Here is an 18,148-nt window from a genome sequence, read left to right as displayed (position 1 = left end):
GCGCAGGACGCGGCTCACAACCCCTCTTTGACTCCCCCGTCATGCGCACATGCTCAACAGGGGTGCGGCGGGGTGTCAAGGGTTTCCACGCGCTCGCGGACGCCGCCCGCGCAGGCGAGTGACGGGGGAGGGGCCCCCTTGCGCCTGCGGCAGGCGATGTCCGGACCACGCGCCTGACTACAGGTCGAACTCCGCCGGGTTAATGCCCACCGCGAAGCACGCCTCGCGGACGACAGCCTGCTCGTCCTTGTCGAAGTCGCCGTCGGCGCCGCCGATGACGATGCCGATCTGGATGACCGCCCGCGCCTCCGTGGGCTTCTTCTGGACCTTGCCGATCGTCTGGAGGATGCTGACCTTGCCGAAGTCGAAGTCGGCCGTCAGCTTCTGGCAGTAGTCGTTGAAGCGGGCCTGGAGGTCGTCGGCCGGGAAGTTCTGGAGGACGTCGTTGGTCGCGATCAGCGACGCGACGCGCTGCCGCTCGGAGGCGTCGATCGAGCCGTCGGCCGCGGCCACCAGTGCGCACATCGCCATGCTCGCGTCGCGGAACGCCCCGCTCTTGAGGTCGTTCTTCTTCGCCACGAGCTGGCCCTGCATCGTTGCGGCGGAGTCCTTGAGCCGGTCCCAGAGCGCCATCTGTGTCTCTCCTCGTGAAAATCAGGGGTGCACAGACGGAACGGACCCAAAGGTAAAGAAGTTCCCAAGGAGGCGGGCGGGGTCCCGGGGTCAGGTGGCCATCGGGTCGAGGTGCAGCGGCCGCACCCTGCCCTCCAGCATCGCGCCCAGCCCCATCACCGCGCAGGTGTCCGGGTGTTCCGCGATCCGCACCTTCATCCCCGTGGCATCCGCGATCATCCGGTCCAGGCCCGGCAGCACCGCGCTGCCGCCGGCCAGCATCACGCCGCGCTCGGCGAGGTCGGCGACGAGATCCGGCGGACAGTCGCGCAGGACGCGCCCGATGGCGTCCAGCACGCCCGTCAGCGGGGTGTGGATCGCCTCGCGGACGTGCTCGGTGCTCACCATGACCGTGCGGGACAGCCCCGTGGCCACATCGCGCCCGCGCACCTCCGCGCCCTCCTCCATGGGGTCCGCGCACAGCGCGCGCTGCAACGGCGCCAGGCCCTGCGTCGGCAGCATCAGCTCATGCCTGCTGCGCAGGTGCTGGACCACCGCGTAATCGATGGCATCGCCGCCCACCAGCACCTTCTCCGCCGCCACGATCGCGCCCAGGGAGAGGACGGCCACCTGCGTGGACGCCGCCCCGCAGACCACGATCATCGTCGCCTCGGGCTGCTCCACCGGCAGCCCGCACCCGACGGCCGCCGCGATGAGGGTGTCCACCAGTTCCACCCGGCGCGCGCCCAGCCCCGTCAGCGTCTCCGTCGCCGCCCGCTGCGCGAGCGGCTCCGCGTCGTGCGGCAGGCAGACCGCCGCCCGCAGCAGCGGCTTGCGCCGCCAGGCCCGGCGGATCTTGTCGCTCACCAGGAAGCGGAGCATGCGCTGCGCCATGTCGATGTCCACGACCGTGCCGCCGGAGATGGGCCGCACGACCCGGATGTGGTGCGGCGTACGCCCCGCCATCCCCTCCGCCATCGCGCCCACCGCGATCAGGGAACCCGTGCGCGTGTTCACCGCCGCGATGCTCGGCTCGTCCACGATCAGTCCGGTGTCCCTGACGTAGAGCCGGGTACGGGCGGCCCCGAGGTCGACGGCCACGGTGCAACGGCGCAGCTGCTCAAGGCTGTGAGGGGTCAAGACGGATCCTTCCGAAGACGGCGCTGGACCAGCCGGGGGCCCACGGGTCCATCGTGCGGGGCGTCTTGGGGTTGAGCTCTCTGGATTGGGCCGCTTGGTTGATGGGGGGTTGGGGGGTGCCACTCTTGTGGCGTAGGGGGTGCCGGTTTCTGGGGGCGGGGTTTGGGGTTGGGGTTGGGGTTCGGGTGGCCTCAAGCGCCGGCCGGGCTTGGGGTTGGTGGGGTTGGCCGTTGCTGGGTGCGGGTTGTGTGTGGTTTCGGTTCGGGTGGCCTCAAGCGCCGGCCGGGCTGGGTTTGTGGTGGGTGCCGGGGGTGGGTCTTCCGGGCTGGGGACCTGGAACGCGGTGCGGGTGCCGTTTCGCGTATTGAGTGCCCCGAATTCGCACCGCGTTCCAGAACCCCACCCTCCAGCCCCACCCCCTCCCACCGGAGGGCAAGTGCGGGCACGTCCGGCTTCGGGGTACGCAACCAGCCCGTTGGGGGCACCTCCCAGCGTTAGCTGGGGGAGATTGAGGACAACGCGCGAAGCGTGTTGCGGGGTCTGGGGCAGCGCCCCCCACGCGGCGGAGCCGCACATCAGACGCAGCCGGGAAGGGGCGGGGTAGGGGAGGAAGCCCGCCGCAGGCGACAACCCGCCTTCACCTCTACGTTGGACAACATGACCCAACCGACCTGGCACGTCACCGCCGACGTAGAAGGACGCCCCACCCAACGAGAGTGCACCCACCTCGACGAAGTCCGAGACGTAACCCCCAGCACAACGGACGGCTGCGAAGACTGCCTACGCATAGGCAGCACCTGGCTGCACCTCAGGGAGTGCCTGATCTGCGGACACATCGGCTGCTGCGACAGCTCCCCGAACCAGCACGCGAGCGCCCACGCGCACACGGAATCCGGGCACGACCTCGCCCGCTCCTTCGAGCCGGGCGAGGACTGGGCCTGGTGTTACGCGGATGAGCTGCTGCTGGTGCCGCGCTAGGGGTGGGTCTCCGGCTGTCTGGATCGCGGCGCGGCGAGTGGATCCGCCGCCCCCACCCGTACCGTCACGATCGGCGTGAAGTACCCCGCCGGATACGGCTCACCCACAGGGGATCCGCCGGCCTCCACCCACGCGTGCGCGCGGAATGGCCGGCTTCGGACTCCCGTTCGCCACACCACCCCCAGGCCGCTCATTCGGCACAACAAGACCACGGCCAGCGACCGTTGCAGGCACCCTGCCTCCACCGCGCACCGCGCACTGGCCCTGACCACCGCCTCCCGTGCGGCCAGCACCTGCTCGGCGGTGGCGGGGACGGAGCCGGATCCGAAGCGGTTCAGCATTCGGCGGATGCGCTCCGGTGGCAGGGCGGCGAGCACCCGCGCCCCGGCCACGGCGGCCCGTACGCTCGCGCGCCGGTCCGGCCACCGGGTGCCGATCGGCCCGGTCATGGCGTCACCAGGCGGGCGGTGCGCAGCGAGGTGACCAGGGCCGACACGTCCTGCTCGGCCTGCCCGGCCGGCAGGCTCGGGTGATGCTCTCTCAGGCCGCGGGCCGCCTCGGCTGTGGTGGCCCCTTGCAGGAGTGCGTTGAGGACGAGCGTGCCGGTGGCGTTGAGCTGCCAGTAGCGGCCGGTGCGCTCGTCGAGCAGGATCATGCCGTCGTCGACGGGTGCGGTGCTGATGGTGTCGCGCAGGCTGACGGTCATCGTGCTCTCCCGGTCGGGGTGGAGGTGGGCCGGTGGTCGGGGTGGGGCAGGGAGCGCAGCCAGGTCTCACAGGCGAGCGTCTGGGACAAGTGCGTGACGATGTGCGGCGTGGGGTGCGGGACGAGCAGTGCCGCGCGCAGCACGGATATGTCGATGAGCCCCCTGTCCGCCAGGAGCGAGCCGTCGAACAGCTCCAGCAGCTCGGCGCGGTGCCGAGCGAGGGCTATGTAGAAATCGGTGCTGTAGTCGCCTTTCGTGGTGCGGGCCAGCAGTGGTGCCGGGACGATGTCGTGCATCGCGGCGGTGAGCAGCGGTTTGCACTGGGTGCGCCCGGCGCGGTCGGGCAGGCGTACGGACAGGGCCGCGTTCATCACCGGGTCGTCCAGGCAGGGCGCCGCCTGGGGGAGCCCGGAGCGGGTGGTGGCCTGGTCGATGCGGCGGACGGCCGCCCCGGCGGTCCGCGCGTACTGCACGGCGGTGTGCTGGGCGCGGTGCGGCGCCAGAGGCTCGGGTTCCGCGGCGGCGGCTTCGTGGAGCAGGGTCCGGGCCCCGCGGACGGCTTCCGGTGTGGCCCAGGGAGGCATCCGCAGCGGCGGTCCCCAGGTCATGGAGGGTGCGGTGGGTGTGGTCGGCAGCGCGTCCATCTCCTCGACGGCCTGGTGGAGCCAGTCCGCGTATGTGGTCTGCTCGGCCAGGGCGCGCAGCAGTGGCCAGAGCGGCTGCCGGAAGCGCAGGCAGTGGCGGCGGATGTGGGCGGGGGCCTTCGCGGGGTGGGCGCGGACCAGGTCGTGGAGATAGCGGGGGGTGACGGAGAACAGCTCGTCGCCGCCGTGCCCGGCCAGGTGCAGCCGGGAGCCCGCTGCGCGCATCCGCCGGGCGAGGCCGGCGAGCCGGGCCGCGTCGCGCACCCACGCGCCCGGCTCCTCCAGCGCCGGGTGCGGACCGCGCGCGCCGGCGAACCACAGCGGATCCTCTTCCTGCCCCACCGACCGGTGCTCCGCTTCCGGCAGGGCCGCCCGGGCCCGATCCGCCCATTCCCTATCGCTGTTGACCGGGTCGGCGCCCTGCCGGTGGGTGGTCACCAGATGGGCCGGGCCGTGTGCCGCCAAGAAGCAGAGGCTGGTGGAGTCGAGGCCACCGGACAGATCCGCGCTGACCGTGCCGCCTCCCGCCGTGCAGGAATCCACGGCAGCCGACAGTGCTTGTCGCAGCACCTGGGCCCCCTCGGCCAGGGGCAGCAGCGGCTCGGGCGTGGTCCACCAGCGGCGGAGGGCGGACCGGCCATCGGGCTCGACGACCAGGCAGTGGTCGGGCGGCACCGCGGTGACGCCTCGCCATGGGCTCCGCTCCTCCACGGGGTGCACGGCCCCGGCGGCCAGCAGCCGTGTCACCAGCACTTCTTCGTCCACCGCCGCGTCGATCGCGGCGGCCAGCACGTCACTCCGGCCGGACGCGACCGTGGCCCCGCCGAGCAGGGCGTGGAAGATCCGCCGGACCCCCGAGGCGCTGCCCCGCACCCGCACCTGGCCGCCCGCCGACGCGATCAGATGGAAGCTGCCCGCCAGCGGTCCGGCGACCCGCTCCACCTGTGCGACGTCGTCCACCCGGGCGATCAGGGCGGTGAGCTCGGCGGCGCTGACCGCGCAGCGGCCGATCACCGCGACCCGGGCACTGCGCGTACGGGCGATCGTCACCTGGTCGTCCGCCCAGCGGCCCAGCAGCCAGGGCCTCCCGGAAGCATGCGCGACGATCCGCTCGGCGCGCGGCCGCAGCGCGCACACCGCGACCTGCGCCGCCGGGCCGTCGGGCAGGACGGCGAACCACTCCTCACTCGGCATGGCCCGCTACCCCCAGTACCAGAGCTGACCCTCGCCGCCTTCCTCCAGCGCGCCTCCCTCGATCCAGCCGAGCGTGAGGTCACTGAAGTTGCCCACTTCGACGAGCGCCGGAGGCTCGTAGACCTCCGTGAGCTCTTTGAGATCAGTCATTTCGCGTCCCCTCCCGAAACCGCTGTCGTCACTCAGAGTATCTGACGGTAGCGCTCCGTGAAGGGGGGCTTGGCGCGCACAACCGGCGCACGGGGGGCGTGCGGGGCGCATCGCGCCCGCGCTCACCTTCCCCGATCGCCGCCCGAGTTGGCTGCCTTCACCTTCGCGCTGAGCAGCTCGGCGCGGGTGGCGGGCCGGGTGTCCTCGATCTCGGCGTCCCACTCCCGCCCGCCGTAAAGCGGTCGAAGCTGGAGTCGAAGGCCCTCGTCGCCCATGACCTGCCCGACCCGGCCGAGCCGGACGTCGAAGACGTACGCGCCGATGTCGGGAACGGATGGCCGGGCGTGCTCCGTGCAGGGGCAGGAGGCGAGGGGCGAGCTGGGCTTGATGTCGATCCCGCGCGCGGTGGCCCATGCGTAGACGCCGCAGGTGTCCGGCGTTTCGGGAGTGGAGGCGGGGGCCGGTGGGGTGGGTGTGGGTGGAGTGGCGGCGGCCTGGGGCGAGTTGAGGGTCCGGGGCCTGACGTGCATCCTCGCCCATCGAAGGAAGCGGGCGATAAAGTCCTTCACGTCATCAGCTCCTTGGGCTGGTGGCCACGCCCCGGGGCCGATGCAGCGGTCGCCGGGGTTTTGCTTGCCCATAAAAATAGGGTGCGGTGTGGAGCGGTGTGTAGCAGTAAGACGCTCTCCACTCATACGTGTTGCAGGGTGCTGCGCTATGTTGACGCGCATGGGAGATGAACGAGGCGCGTCACCCGTCGACCCGACCAAGGCGGCTTACGTCTATATGCAGGTGGCCGATCACGTTGCCGCCCAGATCACCGCCGGGGTCCTGGCCGTGGGTGCCCGTCTGCCCGGGGAGCGGGATCTGGCGGAGGAGTACGGCGTGGCCATCGGCACGATCCGCCGGGCGGTGCAGGAATTGCGCGACCGCGGGCTGTTGATCACCTTGCCCGCCAAGGGCACGTTCGTCGCGGCGACGCCGACACGCGCGGAGGGTTCCGACGCCTCGTAGGCGGTCCACGGCAGCGGGCCCGGGAGGCACGCCCCGGCGGCGCTTCGCCGCCCCAGCTCCGTGGTGGCCTCTGCCGAGAGGCCACTTGGGCAGGGAAAAGGCAACTTCGACAGGATCTGCGGCGGGGGCTATCTTCTCCTGACATTCGGCGCCGCCCGCAGTCGCGCAGGGGTTTCATCAGCCTGAGCCACCCGCAAGGGGGTGAGCCGATCACGCCCACAGCTCCCCGCCCCCACGCGCGGGCCACCGAATCGAGTCCATGCCCGGACAGCGAAAGCGTCAGGGCCTTCCCCGCCAGGCCCCTCGGCCAAGGGAGAGGCGCATGCCCCAACTTGCTCTGTATACGTTCGGCGTCCTGAAGGCACCACTCACCGATCCCGCACGTCTTACGCGGGAGTTCCACGAGAGCGGTGAGGCCGTCTACCGGGAGATCGGCCGGCACCCCGGATACATCGCTCGTGCTGAAGCGGCGGACCGCAGCCTGGGCGCACGGACGGATTTCGCATCGGACTGGGGTGAATGGGGGGAGTTCGCTGTTCCGGCCTGGTACGGGAAAGGCCGCACCGCGGAAACCATCGCCCTGGCCGCGACCCTCTCACTCTGGACCGACCTGCGATCCGCCTTCGACTCCCTCTACACCGGTCCGCACCGCGCGGCGCTCAACAGGCGCTACGACTGGTTCGAGAGGACGGGACACCCGGGTTACGTGTTCTGGTGGGTCACCGACGGCACGATACCCACCTGGCAGGACGGGGTTTCCAGGCTGGAGCACCTCCACGACCATGGCTCCGCGCCGTACGCCTTCACCTTCCACCACTCGTTCGACCCGGGCGGAACACCGACCGGCCGCATCGGCATCGGACCGAGGGGCGCATTGTCCGTGCCCGACTCGCCTACGCGCAGCTGACGATGTTCGAGGTGGCGCGCGCACCTCGCGGATGTGGATCGGCACGGGCGCGTCGATGCCGGCCCGCGGGAGGCTGGTCTCGCGGTACCGCGTGAGCACCATGGTGACCGCGTCGGAGAGTTGGTCGCGGGAACGGGTCGGAAGGCGTCCGGAAAGAAGCCCCTCCTTTGTCCTCAGGTGTCCACACCGGGTGCCACCCCGCGCGCCGGGTGGGCCCGGACAGGCCCACCCGGCGCGCCAACGGTCCCGCTACCAGCTCGCCTTCCGCACCCCCGGCAGGAACCCCGCGTGCGCCTGCACGCGTACGTTCACACGGGAGAGCCCGAACGCGCCCACGTAGCCGCGCGGGCGGCCGTCCACCGAGTCGCGGTTGCGTACGCGCGTCGCGCTCGCGTCGCGCGGCTGACGGCACAACTCGCGTTGTGCCGCGGCGCGTTCCGCCTCCGGGGAGCGCGGGTCGCGGATGATCGCCTTCAGGATGGCCCGGCGGGCCGCGTAGCGGGCCACCGTCAGCCGGCGCTGCTCGTTTTTCGCGATCTTGCTCTTCTTCGCCATCAGACCCTCCCCCGGCTGCCGGTGGGAGGTGCCCCCATCGCCCGGGCGCGGATGCGGGCCACCGCGGCCTCGATGCCGATGCTGTCGACCGTCCGGATCCCCTTCGCGCTCAGCCGCAGCCGCACGTGACGGCCTTCGCTGGGGAGCCAGTAGCGCTTGGTCTGGATGTTGGGGTCGAAGCGGCGGGCGGTGCGCCGGTGGGAGTGGGAGAGGGAGTTGCCGAAGCCGGGCTTGCGGCCGGTGAGCTGGCAGTGGGCGGACAAGGTCAGACCTCCGGTCCTCGGACGGCCGCGACGGGCCTAATGAAAATGGAAACCATTTCTGTATAGTAGCCCCCATGGCCCGCAACGAGCTACGCCCCGTGATCAAGCTCCGGTCCACCGCCGGAACCGGCTACACCTACGTGACCCGCAAGAACCGCCGTAGCGACCCCGACCGCATGGAACTGCGGAAGTACGACCCCGTCGTCGGCCGCCACGTCACCTTCCGAGAGGAGCGCTGACCCCGATGCAGCCCGGAATCCACCCGCCCTACGGCCCCGTCGTCTTCCGCGACCGGGCCGCGAACTACGCCTTCCTCACCCGGTCGACCGCCACCAGCGACAAGACGGTGGCATGGGAGGACGGCAACACCTATCCCGTCATCGACGTCGAGATCTCCTCGGCGAGCCACCCCTTCTACACCGGCACCGCCCGTGTCCTGGACACGGCCGGGAGAGTCGAGCGCTTCGAGCGCCGGTACGGCAAGCGGGAGGGCGGCCGGTGACCGGTCGGCCGCTGCCCGTCGCGCTCGTCGGAGGTCTGCACTCCGACGCGCGCGTGGCCGTCGTCGAGCGGCTGTTGAAGACCGTGCCGGGCAGCGTCGCGCTCCATCACGACCTCGCGACGGCCGTCACGGGAACGGTGCGCCGTACCGTACGGGACGGCTCGGGTGTCCTCGACGAGGGCGACGCGCCGCTCGTCAACGACTGCGCCTGCTGCGCGCTGCGCGAGGACCTGGTGCCCGAGCTCGAACGCCTCGCCGCGGGCGGCCTCTGCCGGCTCGCCGTCGTGGAGCTGTGGGACTCCGTCGAGCCCAAGGCGATGGCCGAGGTGGTCGCCGCCCACGGCGGGCCGGACTTCCGGCTGACGGGCGTGATCACCGCAGTCGATCCGGCTCTGTTGCTGCCCGCGCTCGGCTGCGGCGACGACCTCGCCGAGGCGGGGCTCGCGGCCGCCGCGACGGACCAGCGGACCGTCGCGGACACCTTCGCGCGGCAGCTGGAGTACGCGCCGGTGCTGGCGGTGGTGGAGGGGAGCGGGGGCCCGGACACCACACCGCCCGCGGACGCCGCCGACTTCGCGCTGCTCGATCAGCTCGTGCCCACCGCCCGTCGTGTTCCGTTCGAATCCGCGGAGTTGGCGGACGCGGCGGTCGAGGGCTTCGACGTGGAGGCCGCGGCCGCCCGGCAGCACCCCGCCTGCGCGCTGCTGCCGCAGGCCGCCGACGCGGACGGCGTCAGCACGCTCGTATGGCACCGGCACCGGCCGTTCCACCCCGGACGGCTCTACGACGCGCTGGAGGACCTGGCGTGCGCCGCGGCGCGCAGCCGGGGGCGGTTCTGGCTCGCGGACCGGCCGGACACCCTGCTGTCCTGGGACGCGGCCGGAGGCGCCCTGTGCGTGGAGAACGCCGGGCCGTGGCTGGCCTCGCTGCCGGACGCCGCCTGGGAGATGGTGCCCGCGACCCGTCGCGTGGCCGCCGCCCTGGACTGGCACCCCGAGCACGGCGACCGCGCGCAGTACCTCACCTTCACCTCGCCCGGCCTCGACGCGGAGGCGCTGTCCTCGCTGCTGGAGTCGTGCCTGCTGACCGACGCCGAATTCGCGGCGGGCCCGGACACCTGGCGCTGTCTGTCCGCCGCATTCGACGAACTCCTCGATCCCGTTTCCTGATCACCGGCCGGTGCCTCCTCCTGGCCGCCGGTCGACCACCAGAAAAGGCAATGCCTGTGCCCCGCCGTCCCGATCACCGCAAGAACCTCAAACCTCGTCCCAATCCCCTGGAAACAGCGGGCATCACATACATCGACTACAAAGACACCGATCTGCTGCGGAAGTTCATTTCGGACCGCGGGAAGATCCGCAGCCGGCGCGTGACGCGGGTCACCGCCCAGCAGCAGCGACAACTCTCCCGGGCGATCAAAAACGCCCGCGAGATGGGCCTCCTGCCGTATTCGAGCACCGGGAAGTAGTGGATCCCCCACCGAAAGTGCACGTGCATCGGCCCATGCAGAGGCACATGAACGGAGTTATGATCCGGAGTAGTTGTCATCCCCACCGTTCGTGCCGGGGTGCCCCCTGCGCATACTCCGGGAGAGTCCTGTGCCTCACGCGTACAACGGCATGGCTGCCACGGATCTCGACGGAGCCGTCTGGCGCAAGAGCCGGCACTCCAACTCGCAGGGGTCGTGCGTGGAGTTCGCGAAGCTGCCGGACGGTGGGATCGCGATGCGTAATTCCCGTCATCCGGACGGCCCGGCGCTCATCTACACGGTGGCGGAGATCGAGGCCATGCTGCTGGGCGTCAAGGACGGCGAATTCGACGATTTGATCGCCGACTGAGATTTGATCGCCGACTGAGCGCCCCCCGTGACAGCGCTCAGTCGCGATCCCGCGGCAGTCTGAACAGAGCCCAGACCACTTTCCCCCGCAGCGCCCCGGCCAGCGGATGCCAGCCCCAGGTGTCGCTGAAGGAGTCCACCAGGAGGAGTCCGCGCCCGCACTCCGCGGACGCGTCGGCCTCGCCCGCGACGGGGCTCTCCTCGCTGGGGTCCCGCACCGCGCACACCAGACGCGAAGTCCATCGCATCAGGTGCAGCCGTACGGGCGGCTCGTACTCCGTGCCGACGAGCTCGGCCGGAAGGGCGTAACGCATGGAGTTGGTCACCAACTCCGAGACCACGAGCGCCACATCGTCGAAGAGCCCGGGGAGGTCCCACTGCTGGAGCGTGCTCCGTGTGAACCGCCGTGCCGTCCTGACCGCCTCGAACCGGGGCGGCAGCACACAGGAGGCGGAGCTGGAGACGGCCGATGGGGCGATCGGTGGCAGCCCTCGCCACAAGGGGGAGAGCACAGTCGATCCTTCGGTACCCATCCGAGGCACTCCTGGCAATCGTGGACGTGACATGCACGTGTGCGTTCCCATGGTTCCCAATGTGGATGGCGGATGCAAGGGCAGATGCACGTGCACGTGGGGGGTTTGGGGGCGCACGCTCCGGTAAGGGAGCAATTCTCCCTACGCCCTCCTGCGTACGGTGTCCGGACTGCCACCGCCTCCGTAATCGGATGCACACTCAACGGAGCCCGGAAGTGGCAGACTTCGGCGCCGGGGGTAGCGGGGGTCGCCCCGGAAGGGTGCGGAAGCGGCACGACCGGGTAGGGACCGGAAAAGGAGGAGTCGCGAAGATGGCCACGAGCGAGTCGAGCGGTTCTGTGGTGCGCCGCATACTCCTGGGCTCACAGCTCAGGAGGCTGCGGGAATCGCGCGGGATCACCCGCGAGGCGGCCGGCTACTCGATCCGGGCGTCGGAGTCGAAGATCAGCCGCATGGAGCTGGGCCGGGTGAGCTTCAAGGCACGTGATGTCGAGGACCTCCTCACGCTCTACGGCGTCACCGACGAGCTGGAGCGCGAAGCGCTGCTGGGGCTGGCCCGTGAGGCGAACGTCGCCGGCTGGTGGCACAGTTACGGCGATGTGCTGCCGGGATGGTTCCAGACCTATGTGGGGCTGGAGGGTGCCGCGTCCCACATCAACATCTACGAAGTGCAGTTCGTGCACGGCCTGCTCCAGACCGAGGGCTACGCCCAGGCCGTCGTCGTCCGCGGCCAGCCGACCGCCTGCGAGGCGGAGGTCGAGCGCCGCGTCTCGCTGCGCATGGAGCGCCAGAAGCTGCTGTTCTCCGAGCGCGCCCCGCACTTCCACGCCGTGCTGGACGAGGCCGCGCTGCACCGCCCCTACGGCGGCGAGGCCGTCATGCGCGGTCAGCTGGAGCACCTCATCGACATCTCGGAACAGGCCAATGTGACGCTCCAGGTGATGCCGTTCGCGCACGGCGGGCACGCGGGGGAGAGCGGCGCTTTCACCATGCTGCGCTTCCCGGAGTCCGATCTCTCCGACGTCGTCTATCTGGAGCAGCTGACCAGTGCGCTGTATCTGGACAAGCCCGACGAGGTCGCGCAGTACGGCAGGGTGATGGAGCGCCTGCACGAGGACAGCCTCTCGCCCGCCCTCACTCGCGACCTGTTGCGGCGGCTGCTCCAACTCGCCTGACTCATCAGTACGATGACGTCCCATCAGGAGTCTGCATTCCGGTTCGGGCGCCGTGAGCGCCCCCGTATCTCCAGGCAGGGATGGCGCATGTCCTACTTCGGCGAGTTGGCTTTCCAGTACATCGACGGCGAATGGCGGGCCGGCACCGGCTCCTGGGACATTGTCGACTTCAACCCCTACGACGGGGAGAAGCTCGCCTCCATCACAGTGGCCGGTGTGGACGAGATCGACCAGGCGTACCGCGCCGCCGAGCGCGCCCAGAAGGCGTGGGGCGCCACCAATCCGTACACCCGGCGGCTCGTCTTCGAGCGGGCGCTGCGGGTGATCGACGAGCGGGAGCCCGAGCTGTCCGCCGCGATCACCGCGGAGTGCGGCGGGACGGCCGTGAAGGCGGCCTTCGAGCTGCACCTGGTGCGGGAGTTCCTGCGCGAGGCGCTGCACCTCGCGCTGCGCGCGGAGGGGCGCATCCTGCCGTCGCCGGACGACACCAAGGAGAACCGCCTCTACCGGCTGCCGGTCGGGGTCGTCGGGGTGATCAGCCCCTTCAACTTCCCCTTCCTGCTGTCGATCAAGTCCGTCGCGCCCGCCATCGCCCTCGGCAACGCCGTCGTCCTCAAGCCGCACCAGAACACGCCGATATGCGGCGGCGGGCTGGTGGCCAAGGTCTTCGAGGAGGCCGGGCTGCCCGCCGGGGTGCTCAACGTCGTGGTCACCGACATCGCGGAGATCGGGGATGCGCTCATCGAGCACCCGGTGCCCCGCGTGATCTCCTTCACCGGCTCCGACAAGGTCGGCCGGCACGTCGCCACCGTCGCCGCCTCGCACTTCAAGCGGACCGTCCTGGAGCTCGGCGGCAACAGTGCCCTGATCGTCCTCGACGACGCGGACGTGGACTACGCCGTGGACGCGGCCGTCTTCAGCCGCTTCATCCACCAGGGACAGGTCTGTATGGCGGCGAACCGGGTGCTCGTGGACCGCTCCGTGGAGGCGGAGTTCACCGAGAAGTTCGTGGCCAAGGTCAAGTCCCTGAAGGTCGGCGACCCCGGCGACCCGGCCACCCACATCGGCCCGCTGATCAACGCCGGTCAGGCCGAGGCCGTCAACACCCTGCTGGACCAGTCCGTCGCGGACGGCGCGACCGCCCTCGTACGCGGCGAGACGAACGGCACGCTCGTCGCGCCCTCCGTGCTCACCGGGATCAAGGCCGACTCGCCGATCCTCACGCAGGAGATCTTCGGGCCGGTCGCCCTGCTCATCCCCTTCGACGGCGAGGAAGAGGCCGTCCGGATCGCGAACGCCACACCGTACGGGCTGAGCGGCGCGGTGCACACGCGGGACATCGAGCGGGGCGTACGCGTCGCCAAGCGCATCGACACCGGGATGATCCACGTCAACGACGGGACGGTCCACGACGAGGCGATCGTGCCCTTCGGCGGCGAGAAGCACTCGGGGGTCGGACGGCTGAACGGTGACTCGATGGTCGACGTCTTCACGACCACCAAGTGGATCTCGATCCAGCACGGGCGCAGCCAGTTCCCCTTCTGACACGCGGGATGTAGGACGCGCGCTGTCCGCATCGCCTTCTACGGTGAGGGCCATCGGTGACGACGAGAGGGTGGATCCCATGGTGACGCTGGTGATCGAGAAGGACCCGGCCGACGAACGCGCCACGCTGCTGGCGTTCGTGGAGGCGCAGCGAGGCGCGCTGCGCCGGTCCGTCCTGGGCCTGACCGAGGAACAGGCGGCGCGCAAGCCCAGCGCGAGCGAGCTGTCGCTGGGCGGGCTCCTCAAGCACGTCGTGGAGTGCGAGGAGGGGTGGGTGTGCCGGGCGCAGGGCCGGCCGGAGCGCCAGCGCTCCCCGGAGACGTGGGCGGACAGCTTCCGGCTGCTCGACGGCGAGAGCGTGGCGGGCATGCTCGCCCGGTGGGACGGGGTGGCGGAGGAGACCGCGCGCTTCATCCACTCCGTACCGAGCCTCTCGGACACGTTCCCCTTGCCGGAGGCGCCGTGGTTCCCGCCGGGTGCTTCCGTCTCGATGCGGTGGCTGCTGCTGCACCTGGTGGAGGAGCTCGCCCGGCACGCGGGGCATGCGGATGTGATCCGCGAGTCGTTGGACGGGCGGTCGGCGCTTGAGCTCGTGGAGGAGGCGGGGGACTGATTCCGATGCGGGTGGGGCGCCTGCGGCGGGCTCTTCCCCCAGCCCCGCCCCTTCCCGAACCGGGGGCAAGCCCCCGGTTCGGGAAGGGGCGGGGTAGGGGAAAAGGCCGCCGCAGGCGCGGCGGACCCGCACCGGCGGCGGACCCGCGCTCAAACCGGCCGGCCCGCAACCTAGGCTGGGCGACAGCAAGTCGCAGCCCCCGGAATGAGGAACCCATGTCGGCGATCCGGCTACTGACACTGGGAGCCGTCCGGCAGCACGGACGGGCCCACGGCTATCAGGTCCGCAGCGACCTGGAGTCCTGGGGCGCCCACGAGTGGTCGAACGCCAAGCCCGGGTCGATCTACCACGCCCTCAAGTCCATGGCCACGCAAGGGCTGATGATCGCGCACGACACCGCGCCGAGCGAGGCCGGCGGCCCGCCCCGTACGGAGTACGAGCTGACGGAGGAGGGCGAGCGGGAGTATTTCCTGCTGCTGCGGGAAGCGCTGTCCTCGCCCGGTCAGAAGGTCGACATGGTGACCGCGGGCATCGGCTTCATGGTCGACCTGCCGCGCGCCGAGGCCATCTCCCTGCTGAAGCGGCGGGTCGAGTCGCTGCGCGCCTGGCGCGAGGAGATCCGCCTGCACTGGACGCCGGGGGAGGGCGAGGACTGGGGGCACATCGGCGAGATCAGGGGCATGTGGGTCCACACCGCCGAGAGCGGCGAACAGTGGGCCCTGGGCCTGATCGAGCGCCTGGAGGCCGGCGCCTATGTGATGGCCGACGAGGGCGACCCGTGGGTGGGCTTCAACCCCTCAGGAAGCTGACAGGGACGGCTGACGGGCACCGTCAGTGGTGGAACGCCGTGGCGAGGGCCTCCGGGCGGTCCAAGGGGCCGGGCTGGCCGCGCAGTTCGGGCAGGAGCGAGCGCAGGTCGGCCAAGAAGAGGTCGGCCAGGTCGTGCGAGAAGCCGTTGCGGCAGACGATCCGCAGGACCGACAGGTCCTCCCGGTTCGGCGGGAAGCTGTAGGCGGGCACCAGCCAGCCGCGTTCCCGCAGGCGCCGTGACACGTCGAAGACGTCGTATCGCGTGACGCTGTCGGTCGTCGTGAAAGCGAACATGGGCAGCTCGTCCCCGCGCGTCAGCAGGCGGAAGTCGCCGAGCTCCTCGATGCGCCCGGAGAGACGGCAGGCGACATCACGCGCGTTCTGCTGCACGGCGCGGTACCCCTCGCGCCCCAGACGCAGGAAGGTGTAGTACTGCGCGGCCACCTGCGCGCCCGGACGGGAGAAGTTCAGCGCGAAGGTGGGCATGTCACCGCCCAGATAGTTGACCCGGAAGACGAGCTCCTCCGGCAGCGCGGAAGCGTCCCGCCACAGCGCCCACCCGACGCCCGGATAGACCAGCCCGTACTTGTGCCCCGAGGTGTTCACGGAAGCGACGCGCGGCAGCCGGAAATCCCACACGAGACCGGGGTCCAGGAAGGGCGCGATCATCGCCCCGGACGCGCCGTCCACATGGACGGGGATGTCGAGGCCCGTACGCTCCTGGAGCGCGTCCAGCGCCGCGCACAGGCCGGCCACCGGCTCGTACGACCCGTCGAACGTCGACCCCAGGACGGCCACGACGCCGATCGTGTTCTCGTCGCAGAGCGCGGCGGCCGCCTCGGGGTCGAGGTGGAAGCGCTCGCCCTCCATCGGCACCTGGCGTGCCTCGACCTCCCAGAAGGCGCAGAACTTGTCCCAGCAGACCTGCACGTTCGCGCCCATGACCAGATTGGGCCGGGCGTCGGCCGAGGGGTAGCGCCCGGCGTTCGCGAGTGACCAGCGCCGCTTGAAGGCCAGCCCGGCGAGCATGCACGCCTCGCTCGACCCGGTGGTCGAGCAGCCGACGGCGGCGGCGGGGTCGGGTGCGTGCCAGAGGTCGGCGAGCATCCGCACGCAGCGCTTCTCCAGCTCGGCGGTGCGTGGGTACTCGTCCTTGTCGATCATGTTTTTGTCCCGGCATTCGGCCATCAGCACATCCGCCTGCGGCTCCATCCAGGTGGTGACGAAGGTGGCGAGGTTGAGCCGGGAATTGCCGTCCAGCATCAGCTCGTCGTGGACGAACTGGTACGCCGCGTGCGGCGCCATCGGCTCCTCGGGCAGCGCGTCCCGTGGCGGCTCGGCCGCCATCCCGCCGACGGGGTCGGCCTCGCCGTAGAAAGGGTTGACCGCGTAGCCGCGTTCCGTCGCCCTGTCGGCGCCTCTGTGCAGTGCCATGGCGTTGATGCCTACCACCGGCGCGAGCGCGCCACGCTGGGGCGGTGCCACCCGCGAGGGTGAGGGGGGCACCGCCGCCCCGCGTCAGGAAACGGGGTCTCCGGCGTCACGCATGGGGGGAGATGACGACCGCAGTGCCGTAGGCGCAGACCTCCGTGCCGACGTCCGCCGCCTCCGTCACGTCGAAGCGGAACATCAGGACCGCGTTCGCGCCGCGCGCCCGCGCCTGCTCCACGAGGCGGTCCATCGCCTGGTTGCGGGTCTCCACAAGGGTCTTGGTCAGCCCCTTGAGCTCACCGCCGATCAAGGACTTCAGCCCGGCGCCGATCTGGCTGCCGACGTGCCGAGAGCGCACGGTGAGGCCGAAGACCTCGCCGATGACCCGGTCGACCTTGTAGCCCGGCACGTCGTTCGTCGTGACCACCAGCACATCGGTCTGGGACTGTCCGCCGCCGTACTCCTCGATGCCCATCGCATCCACCTCCGTGTGTGCAGTTTTGCCGTACAACGGCCCGGACGCATGCCGGGGCGGCGCGGTTGAGCCCGGCCGGGGGGCCGGTGTGCTTCGTGGCACTCTGGAACCGGGGGCCGGGCGGTCACGTTGTACTTTTGGGGCCGCACTTCCCCGTCACCCCGCCTGTGCCCGGGCCTCGCACGAGCCTGCGCCCTCGACCCAGGAGCCTGTCACCGTGTCCCCCATGACCACACTCGCGCTCGGCCCGCAGTGGCTCGACGCGAACTATCTGATCGACCATTTCGGTCTGATCGGCGTCCTGGCCATCGTCTTCGCGGAGTCCGGCCTGCTGATCGGGTTCTTCCTGCCGGGTGACTCGCTGCTCTTCACCACCGGCCTGCTCGTCACCACGAATCAGATCGACAAGCCCCTGTGGCTGGTCGCCCTGCTCGTCGTGCTCGCCGCCGTCCTCGGTGACCAGGCGGGCTATCTCTTCGGCCGCAAGGTCGGCCCCGCGCTCTTCAAGCGCCCCGACTCCCGTCTCTTCAAGCAGGAGAACGTGGAGAAGGCGCACGAATTCTTCGAGAAATACGGCCCGAAGTCGCTGGTCCTGGCGCGTTTCGTGCCCATCATCCGGACGTTCACGCCGATCATCGCCGGCGTGAGCCGGATGAACTACCGCTCCTTCCTGATCTTCAACGTCATCGGCGGCTGCCTCTGGGGCGCCGGGGTCACCCTGCTGGGCGCCGCCCTCGGCAAGGTCGACTTCGTCAACAAGCACATCGAGCTGATCCTCGTCGCCATCGTGCTGGTCTCGGTCGTCCCGGTCGCCATCGAGCTGCTGCGCGCCCGCTCCAAGGCGAAGAAGGCGCCCGCACCCCTGCCCGGCCCCACGGGCACGCACGGCGCCCCCGGCGCGCCCATGCCCCCCTTCGACGGCCGTCCGGCCCCGCGCGGCCGCCACGCCAAGCGCTGACGCCCCGCACCTCTCCTGCCGCCGCACGCATACCAGGGCCCCCACTGGGCACCCGGAACACCCATCAGGCATGGTGGCCGTAGCAGCGGCAGGAGGCGTACGAGGA

25 protein-coding genes are annotated in these 18,148 nt (G+C 70.7%); 13 read left to right on the top strand and 12 right to left on the bottom strand.

Annotated elements, in window-relative coordinates:
• Positions 1-177: 177 nt before the first annotated feature.
• Together ACH427_RS26185 and ACH427_RS26180 are read right to left on the bottom strand one after the other, a co-directional pair.
• Positions 178-633, bottom strand: a complete 456-nt coding sequence (locus ACH427_RS26185) for a TerB family tellurite resistance protein (protein WP_361528839.1) — start codon at positions 631-633, stop codon at positions 178-180.
• A gap of 90 nt (positions 634-723) precedes the next feature.
• The gene (locus ACH427_RS26180) at positions 724-1,752 is read right to left on the bottom strand and encodes a rod shape-determining protein (RefSeq protein WP_398873129.1); all 1,029 of its coding nucleotides are present in this window, start codon (positions 1,750-1,752) and stop codon (positions 724-726) included.
• A gap of 657 nt (positions 1,753-2,409) precedes the next feature.
• Between ACH427_RS26180 and ACH427_RS26175 the strand changes: the two genes are divergently transcribed.
• Entirely contained in the window at positions 2,410-2,730 is a 321-nt protein-coding gene (locus tag ACH427_RS26175) for a UBP-type zinc finger domain-containing protein (RefSeq protein ID WP_398873127.1), read from the top strand.
• On the opposite strand, the gene ACH427_RS26170 is transcribed toward ACH427_RS26175, so the two are convergent.
• The 5 genes from ACH427_RS26170 to ACH427_RS26150 all read right to left on the bottom strand — a co-directional run bounded on the left by ACH427_RS26170 (position 2,727) and on the right by ACH427_RS26150 (position 5,993).
• Complete coding sequence (locus ACH427_RS26170) at positions 2,727-3,179, bottom strand: lasso peptide biosynthesis B2 protein (protein ID WP_398873125.1); 453 nt, start codon at positions 3,177-3,179, stop codon at positions 2,727-2,729. The two genes, ACH427_RS26175 and ACH427_RS26170, sit on opposite strands and share 4 nt — an antisense overlap.
• Positions 3,176-3,436 (bottom strand): lasso peptide biosynthesis PqqD family chaperone, encoded by a 261-nt coding sequence (locus tag ACH427_RS26165; protein ID WP_398873123.1) that lies wholly within the window; start codon positions 3,434-3,436, stop codon positions 3,176-3,178. The genes ACH427_RS26170 and ACH427_RS26165 overlap by 4 nt, the downstream gene beginning before the upstream one ends.
• Positions 3,433-5,274: an asparagine synthase-related protein gene (locus ACH427_RS26160; RefSeq protein ID WP_398873121.1), complete on the bottom strand. Its 1,842-nt coding sequence runs from the start codon at positions 5,272-5,274 to the stop codon at positions 3,433-3,435. Before ACH427_RS26160 ends, ACH427_RS26165 begins: the two co-directional genes overlap by 4 nt.
• Positions 5,275-5,280: 6 nt before the next feature.
• On the bottom strand, positions 5,281-5,424 hold the full coding sequence (locus ACH427_RS26155) for a lasso RiPP family leader peptide-containing protein (protein ID WP_366005707.1): 144 nt from the start codon (positions 5,422-5,424) through the stop codon (positions 5,281-5,283).
• A gap of 122 nt (positions 5,425-5,546) precedes the next feature.
• Complete coding sequence (locus tag ACH427_RS26150) at positions 5,547-5,993, bottom strand: hypothetical protein (RefSeq protein ID WP_398873119.1); 447 nt, start codon at positions 5,991-5,993, stop codon at positions 5,547-5,549.
• 160 nt (positions 5,994-6,153) lie between these two features.
• On the opposite strand from ACH427_RS26150, the gene ACH427_RS26145 reads away from it, so the two are divergent.
• Entirely contained in the window at positions 6,154-6,438 is a 285-nt protein-coding gene (locus ACH427_RS26145; protein ID WP_398873117.1) for a GntR family transcriptional regulator, read from the top strand.
• Between the two features lie 322 nt (positions 6,439-6,760).
• Complete coding sequence (locus ACH427_RS26140; RefSeq protein ID WP_398873115.1) at positions 6,761-7,345, top strand: DUF3291 domain-containing protein; 585 nt, start codon at positions 6,761-6,763, stop codon at positions 7,343-7,345.
• 249 nt (positions 7,346-7,594) lie between these two features.
• Here the strand turns inward: ACH427_RS26140 and rpsN are convergent, their stop codons facing one another.
• Together rpsN and rpmB are read right to left on the bottom strand one after the other, a co-directional pair.
• A complete protein-coding gene (gene rpsN, locus ACH427_RS26135; RefSeq protein ID WP_398873113.1) occupies positions 7,595-7,900 on the bottom strand; it encodes a 30S ribosomal protein S14 in 306 nt (101 codons plus the stop codon).
• The gene (rpmB, locus tag ACH427_RS26130; RefSeq protein WP_398873111.1) at positions 7,900-8,163 is read right to left on the bottom strand and encodes a 50S ribosomal protein L28; all 264 of its coding nucleotides are present in this window, start codon (positions 8,161-8,163) and stop codon (positions 7,900-7,902) included. Before rpmB ends, rpsN begins: the two co-directional genes overlap by 1 nt.
• A 74-nt stretch (positions 8,164-8,237) precedes the next feature.
• On the opposite strand from rpmB, the gene rpmG reads away from it, so the two are divergent.
• From rpmG to ACH427_RS26105, 5 genes are all read left to right on the top strand, one after another.
• Positions 8,238-8,402 (top strand): 50S ribosomal protein L33, encoded by a 165-nt coding sequence (rpmG, locus tag ACH427_RS26125; RefSeq protein WP_398873109.1) that lies wholly within the window; start codon positions 8,238-8,240, stop codon positions 8,400-8,402.
• A gap of 5 nt (positions 8,403-8,407) precedes the next feature.
• Positions 8,408-8,665: a type B 50S ribosomal protein L31 gene (locus ACH427_RS26120; protein WP_398873107.1), complete on the top strand. Its 258-nt coding sequence runs from the start codon at positions 8,408-8,410 to the stop codon at positions 8,663-8,665.
• Positions 8,662-9,834: a GTP-binding protein gene (locus tag ACH427_RS26115; protein ID WP_398873105.1), complete on the top strand. Its 1,173-nt coding sequence runs from the start codon at positions 8,662-8,664 to the stop codon at positions 9,832-9,834. Before ACH427_RS26120 ends, ACH427_RS26115 begins: the two co-directional genes overlap by 4 nt.
• Before the next feature lie 56 nt (positions 9,835-9,890).
• On the top strand, positions 9,891-10,133 hold the full coding sequence (rpsR, locus tag ACH427_RS26110) for a 30S ribosomal protein S18 (RefSeq protein WP_366005732.1): 243 nt from the start codon (positions 9,891-9,893) through the stop codon (positions 10,131-10,133).
• Between the two features lie 130 nt (positions 10,134-10,263).
• Positions 10,264-10,503, top strand: a complete 240-nt coding sequence (locus ACH427_RS26105) for a DUF397 domain-containing protein (protein ID WP_398873103.1) — start codon at positions 10,264-10,266, stop codon at positions 10,501-10,503.
• 37 nt (positions 10,504-10,540) lie between these two features.
• Here the strand turns inward: ACH427_RS26105 and ACH427_RS26100 are convergent, their stop codons facing one another.
• Complete coding sequence (locus ACH427_RS26100; protein WP_398873101.1) at positions 10,541-11,035, bottom strand: ATP-binding protein; 495 nt, start codon at positions 11,033-11,035, stop codon at positions 10,541-10,543.
• A gap of 311 nt (positions 11,036-11,346) precedes the next feature.
• Here ACH427_RS26100 and ACH427_RS26095 point away from each other — a divergent pair, with 311 nt between their 5' ends.
• The 4 genes from ACH427_RS26095 to ACH427_RS26080 all read left to right on the top strand — a co-directional run bounded on the left by ACH427_RS26095 (position 11,347) and on the right by ACH427_RS26080 (position 15,177).
• Positions 11,347-12,210 carry a helix-turn-helix domain-containing protein gene (locus ACH427_RS26095; RefSeq protein ID WP_398873099.1) on the top strand — a complete coding sequence of 288 codons (864 nt, stop codon included), beginning with the start codon at positions 11,347-11,349 and terminating at the stop codon, positions 12,208-12,210.
• An 87-nt stretch (positions 12,211-12,297) separates the two neighbouring features.
• Positions 12,298-13,755, top strand: a complete 1,458-nt coding sequence (locus ACH427_RS26090; protein ID WP_398873097.1) for an aldehyde dehydrogenase family protein — start codon at positions 12,298-12,300, stop codon at positions 13,753-13,755.
• Between the two features lie 79 nt (positions 13,756-13,834).
• Positions 13,835-14,368, top strand: a complete 534-nt coding sequence (locus ACH427_RS26085; protein ID WP_398873095.1) for a DinB family protein — start codon at positions 13,835-13,837, stop codon at positions 14,366-14,368.
• Positions 14,369-14,583: 215 nt separating this feature from the next.
• Positions 14,584-15,177 (top strand): PadR family transcriptional regulator, encoded by a 594-nt coding sequence (locus ACH427_RS26080; RefSeq protein WP_398873093.1) that lies wholly within the window; start codon positions 14,584-14,586, stop codon positions 15,175-15,177.
• Between the two features lie 22 nt (positions 15,178-15,199).
• On the opposite strand, the gene ACH427_RS26075 is transcribed toward ACH427_RS26080, so the two are convergent.
• Together ACH427_RS26075 and ACH427_RS26070 are read right to left on the bottom strand one after the other, a co-directional pair.
• Positions 15,200-16,612, bottom strand: a complete 1,413-nt coding sequence (locus ACH427_RS26075; protein WP_398873091.1) for a glutamate decarboxylase — start codon at positions 16,610-16,612, stop codon at positions 15,200-15,202.
• A gap of 106 nt (positions 16,613-16,718) precedes the next feature.
• Positions 16,719-17,084 carry a YbjQ family protein gene (locus ACH427_RS26070; protein ID WP_398873089.1) on the bottom strand — a complete coding sequence of 122 codons (366 nt, stop codon included), beginning with the start codon at positions 17,082-17,084 and terminating at the stop codon, positions 16,719-16,721.
• Between the two features lie 226 nt (positions 17,085-17,310).
• On the opposite strand from ACH427_RS26070, the gene ACH427_RS26065 reads away from it, so the two are divergent.
• Positions 17,311-18,042 (top strand): DedA family protein, encoded by a 732-nt coding sequence (locus ACH427_RS26065; RefSeq protein ID WP_398873087.1) that lies wholly within the window; start codon positions 17,311-17,313, stop codon positions 18,040-18,042.
• The last annotated feature ends 106 nt before the right edge of the window (positions 18,043-18,148 follow it).

This window comes from Streptomyces sp. NPDC020379 (assembly GCF_044387105.1).
In the GTDB taxonomy this organism is placed as follows: Bacteria; Actinomycetota; Actinomycetes; order Streptomycetales; family Streptomycetaceae; genus Streptomyces.
The sequence above is the reverse complement of the archived record's forward strand: the minus strand, read 5'-3'. Positions and strand labels throughout refer to the sequence as shown.

Bases quoted from the DNA above. Each gene is read 5' to 3' on its own strand.
- ACH427_RS26185 (WP_361528839.1), bottom strand. From the start codon at position 633: ATGGCGCTCTGGGACCGGCTCAAGGACTCCGCCGCAACGATGCAGGGC.
- ACH427_RS26175 (WP_398873127.1), top strand. From the start codon at position 2,410: ATGACCCAACCGACCTGGCACGTCACCGCCGACGTAGAAGGACGCCCC.
- ACH427_RS26170 (WP_398873125.1), bottom strand. From the start codon at position 3,179: ATGACCGGGCCGATCGGCACCCGGTGGCCGGACCGGCGCGCGAGCGTA.
- ACH427_RS26165 (WP_398873123.1), bottom strand. From the start codon at position 3,436: ATGACCGTCAGCCTGCGCGACACCATCAGCACCGCACCCGTCGACGAC.
- ACH427_RS26160 (WP_398873121.1), bottom strand. From the start codon at position 5,274: ATGCCGAGTGAGGAGTGGTTCGCCGTCCTGCCCGACGGCCCGGCGGCG.
- ACH427_RS26155 (WP_366005707.1), bottom strand. From the start codon at position 5,424: ATGACTGATCTCAAAGAGCTCACGGAGGTCTACGAGCCTCCGGCGCTC.
- ACH427_RS26145 (WP_398873117.1), top strand. From the start codon at position 6,154: ATGGGAGATGAACGAGGCGCGTCACCCGTCGACCCGACCAAGGCGGCT.
- ACH427_RS26140 (WP_398873115.1), top strand. From the start codon at position 6,761: ATGCCCCAACTTGCTCTGTATACGTTCGGCGTCCTGAAGGCACCACTC.
- rpsN (WP_398873113.1), bottom strand. From the start codon at position 7,900: ATGGCGAAGAAGAGCAAGATCGCGAAAAACGAGCAGCGCCGGCTGACG.
- rpmG (WP_398873109.1), top strand. From the start codon at position 8,238: ATGGCCCGCAACGAGCTACGCCCCGTGATCAAGCTCCGGTCCACCGCC.
- ACH427_RS26120 (WP_398873107.1), top strand. From the start codon at position 8,408: ATGCAGCCCGGAATCCACCCGCCCTACGGCCCCGTCGTCTTCCGCGAC.
- ACH427_RS26100 (WP_398873101.1), bottom strand. From the start codon at position 11,035: ATGGGTACCGAAGGATCGACTGTGCTCTCCCCCTTGTGGCGAGGGCTG.
- ACH427_RS26095 (WP_398873099.1), top strand. From the start codon at position 11,347: ATGGCCACGAGCGAGTCGAGCGGTTCTGTGGTGCGCCGCATACTCCTG.
- ACH427_RS26090 (WP_398873097.1), top strand. From the start codon at position 12,298: ATGTCCTACTTCGGCGAGTTGGCTTTCCAGTACATCGACGGCGAATGG.
- ACH427_RS26085 (WP_398873095.1), top strand. From the start codon at position 13,835: ATGGTGACGCTGGTGATCGAGAAGGACCCGGCCGACGAACGCGCCACG.
- ACH427_RS26080 (WP_398873093.1), top strand. From the start codon at position 14,584: ATGTCGGCGATCCGGCTACTGACACTGGGAGCCGTCCGGCAGCACGGA.
- ACH427_RS26075 (WP_398873091.1), bottom strand. From the start codon at position 16,612: ATGGCACTGCACAGAGGCGCCGACAGGGCGACGGAACGCGGCTACGCG.
- ACH427_RS26070 (WP_398873089.1), bottom strand. From the start codon at position 17,084: ATGGGCATCGAGGAGTACGGCGGCGGACAGTCCCAGACCGATGTGCTG.
- ACH427_RS26065 (WP_398873087.1), top strand. From the start codon at position 17,311: ATGACCACACTCGCGCTCGGCCCGCAGTGGCTCGACGCGAACTATCTG.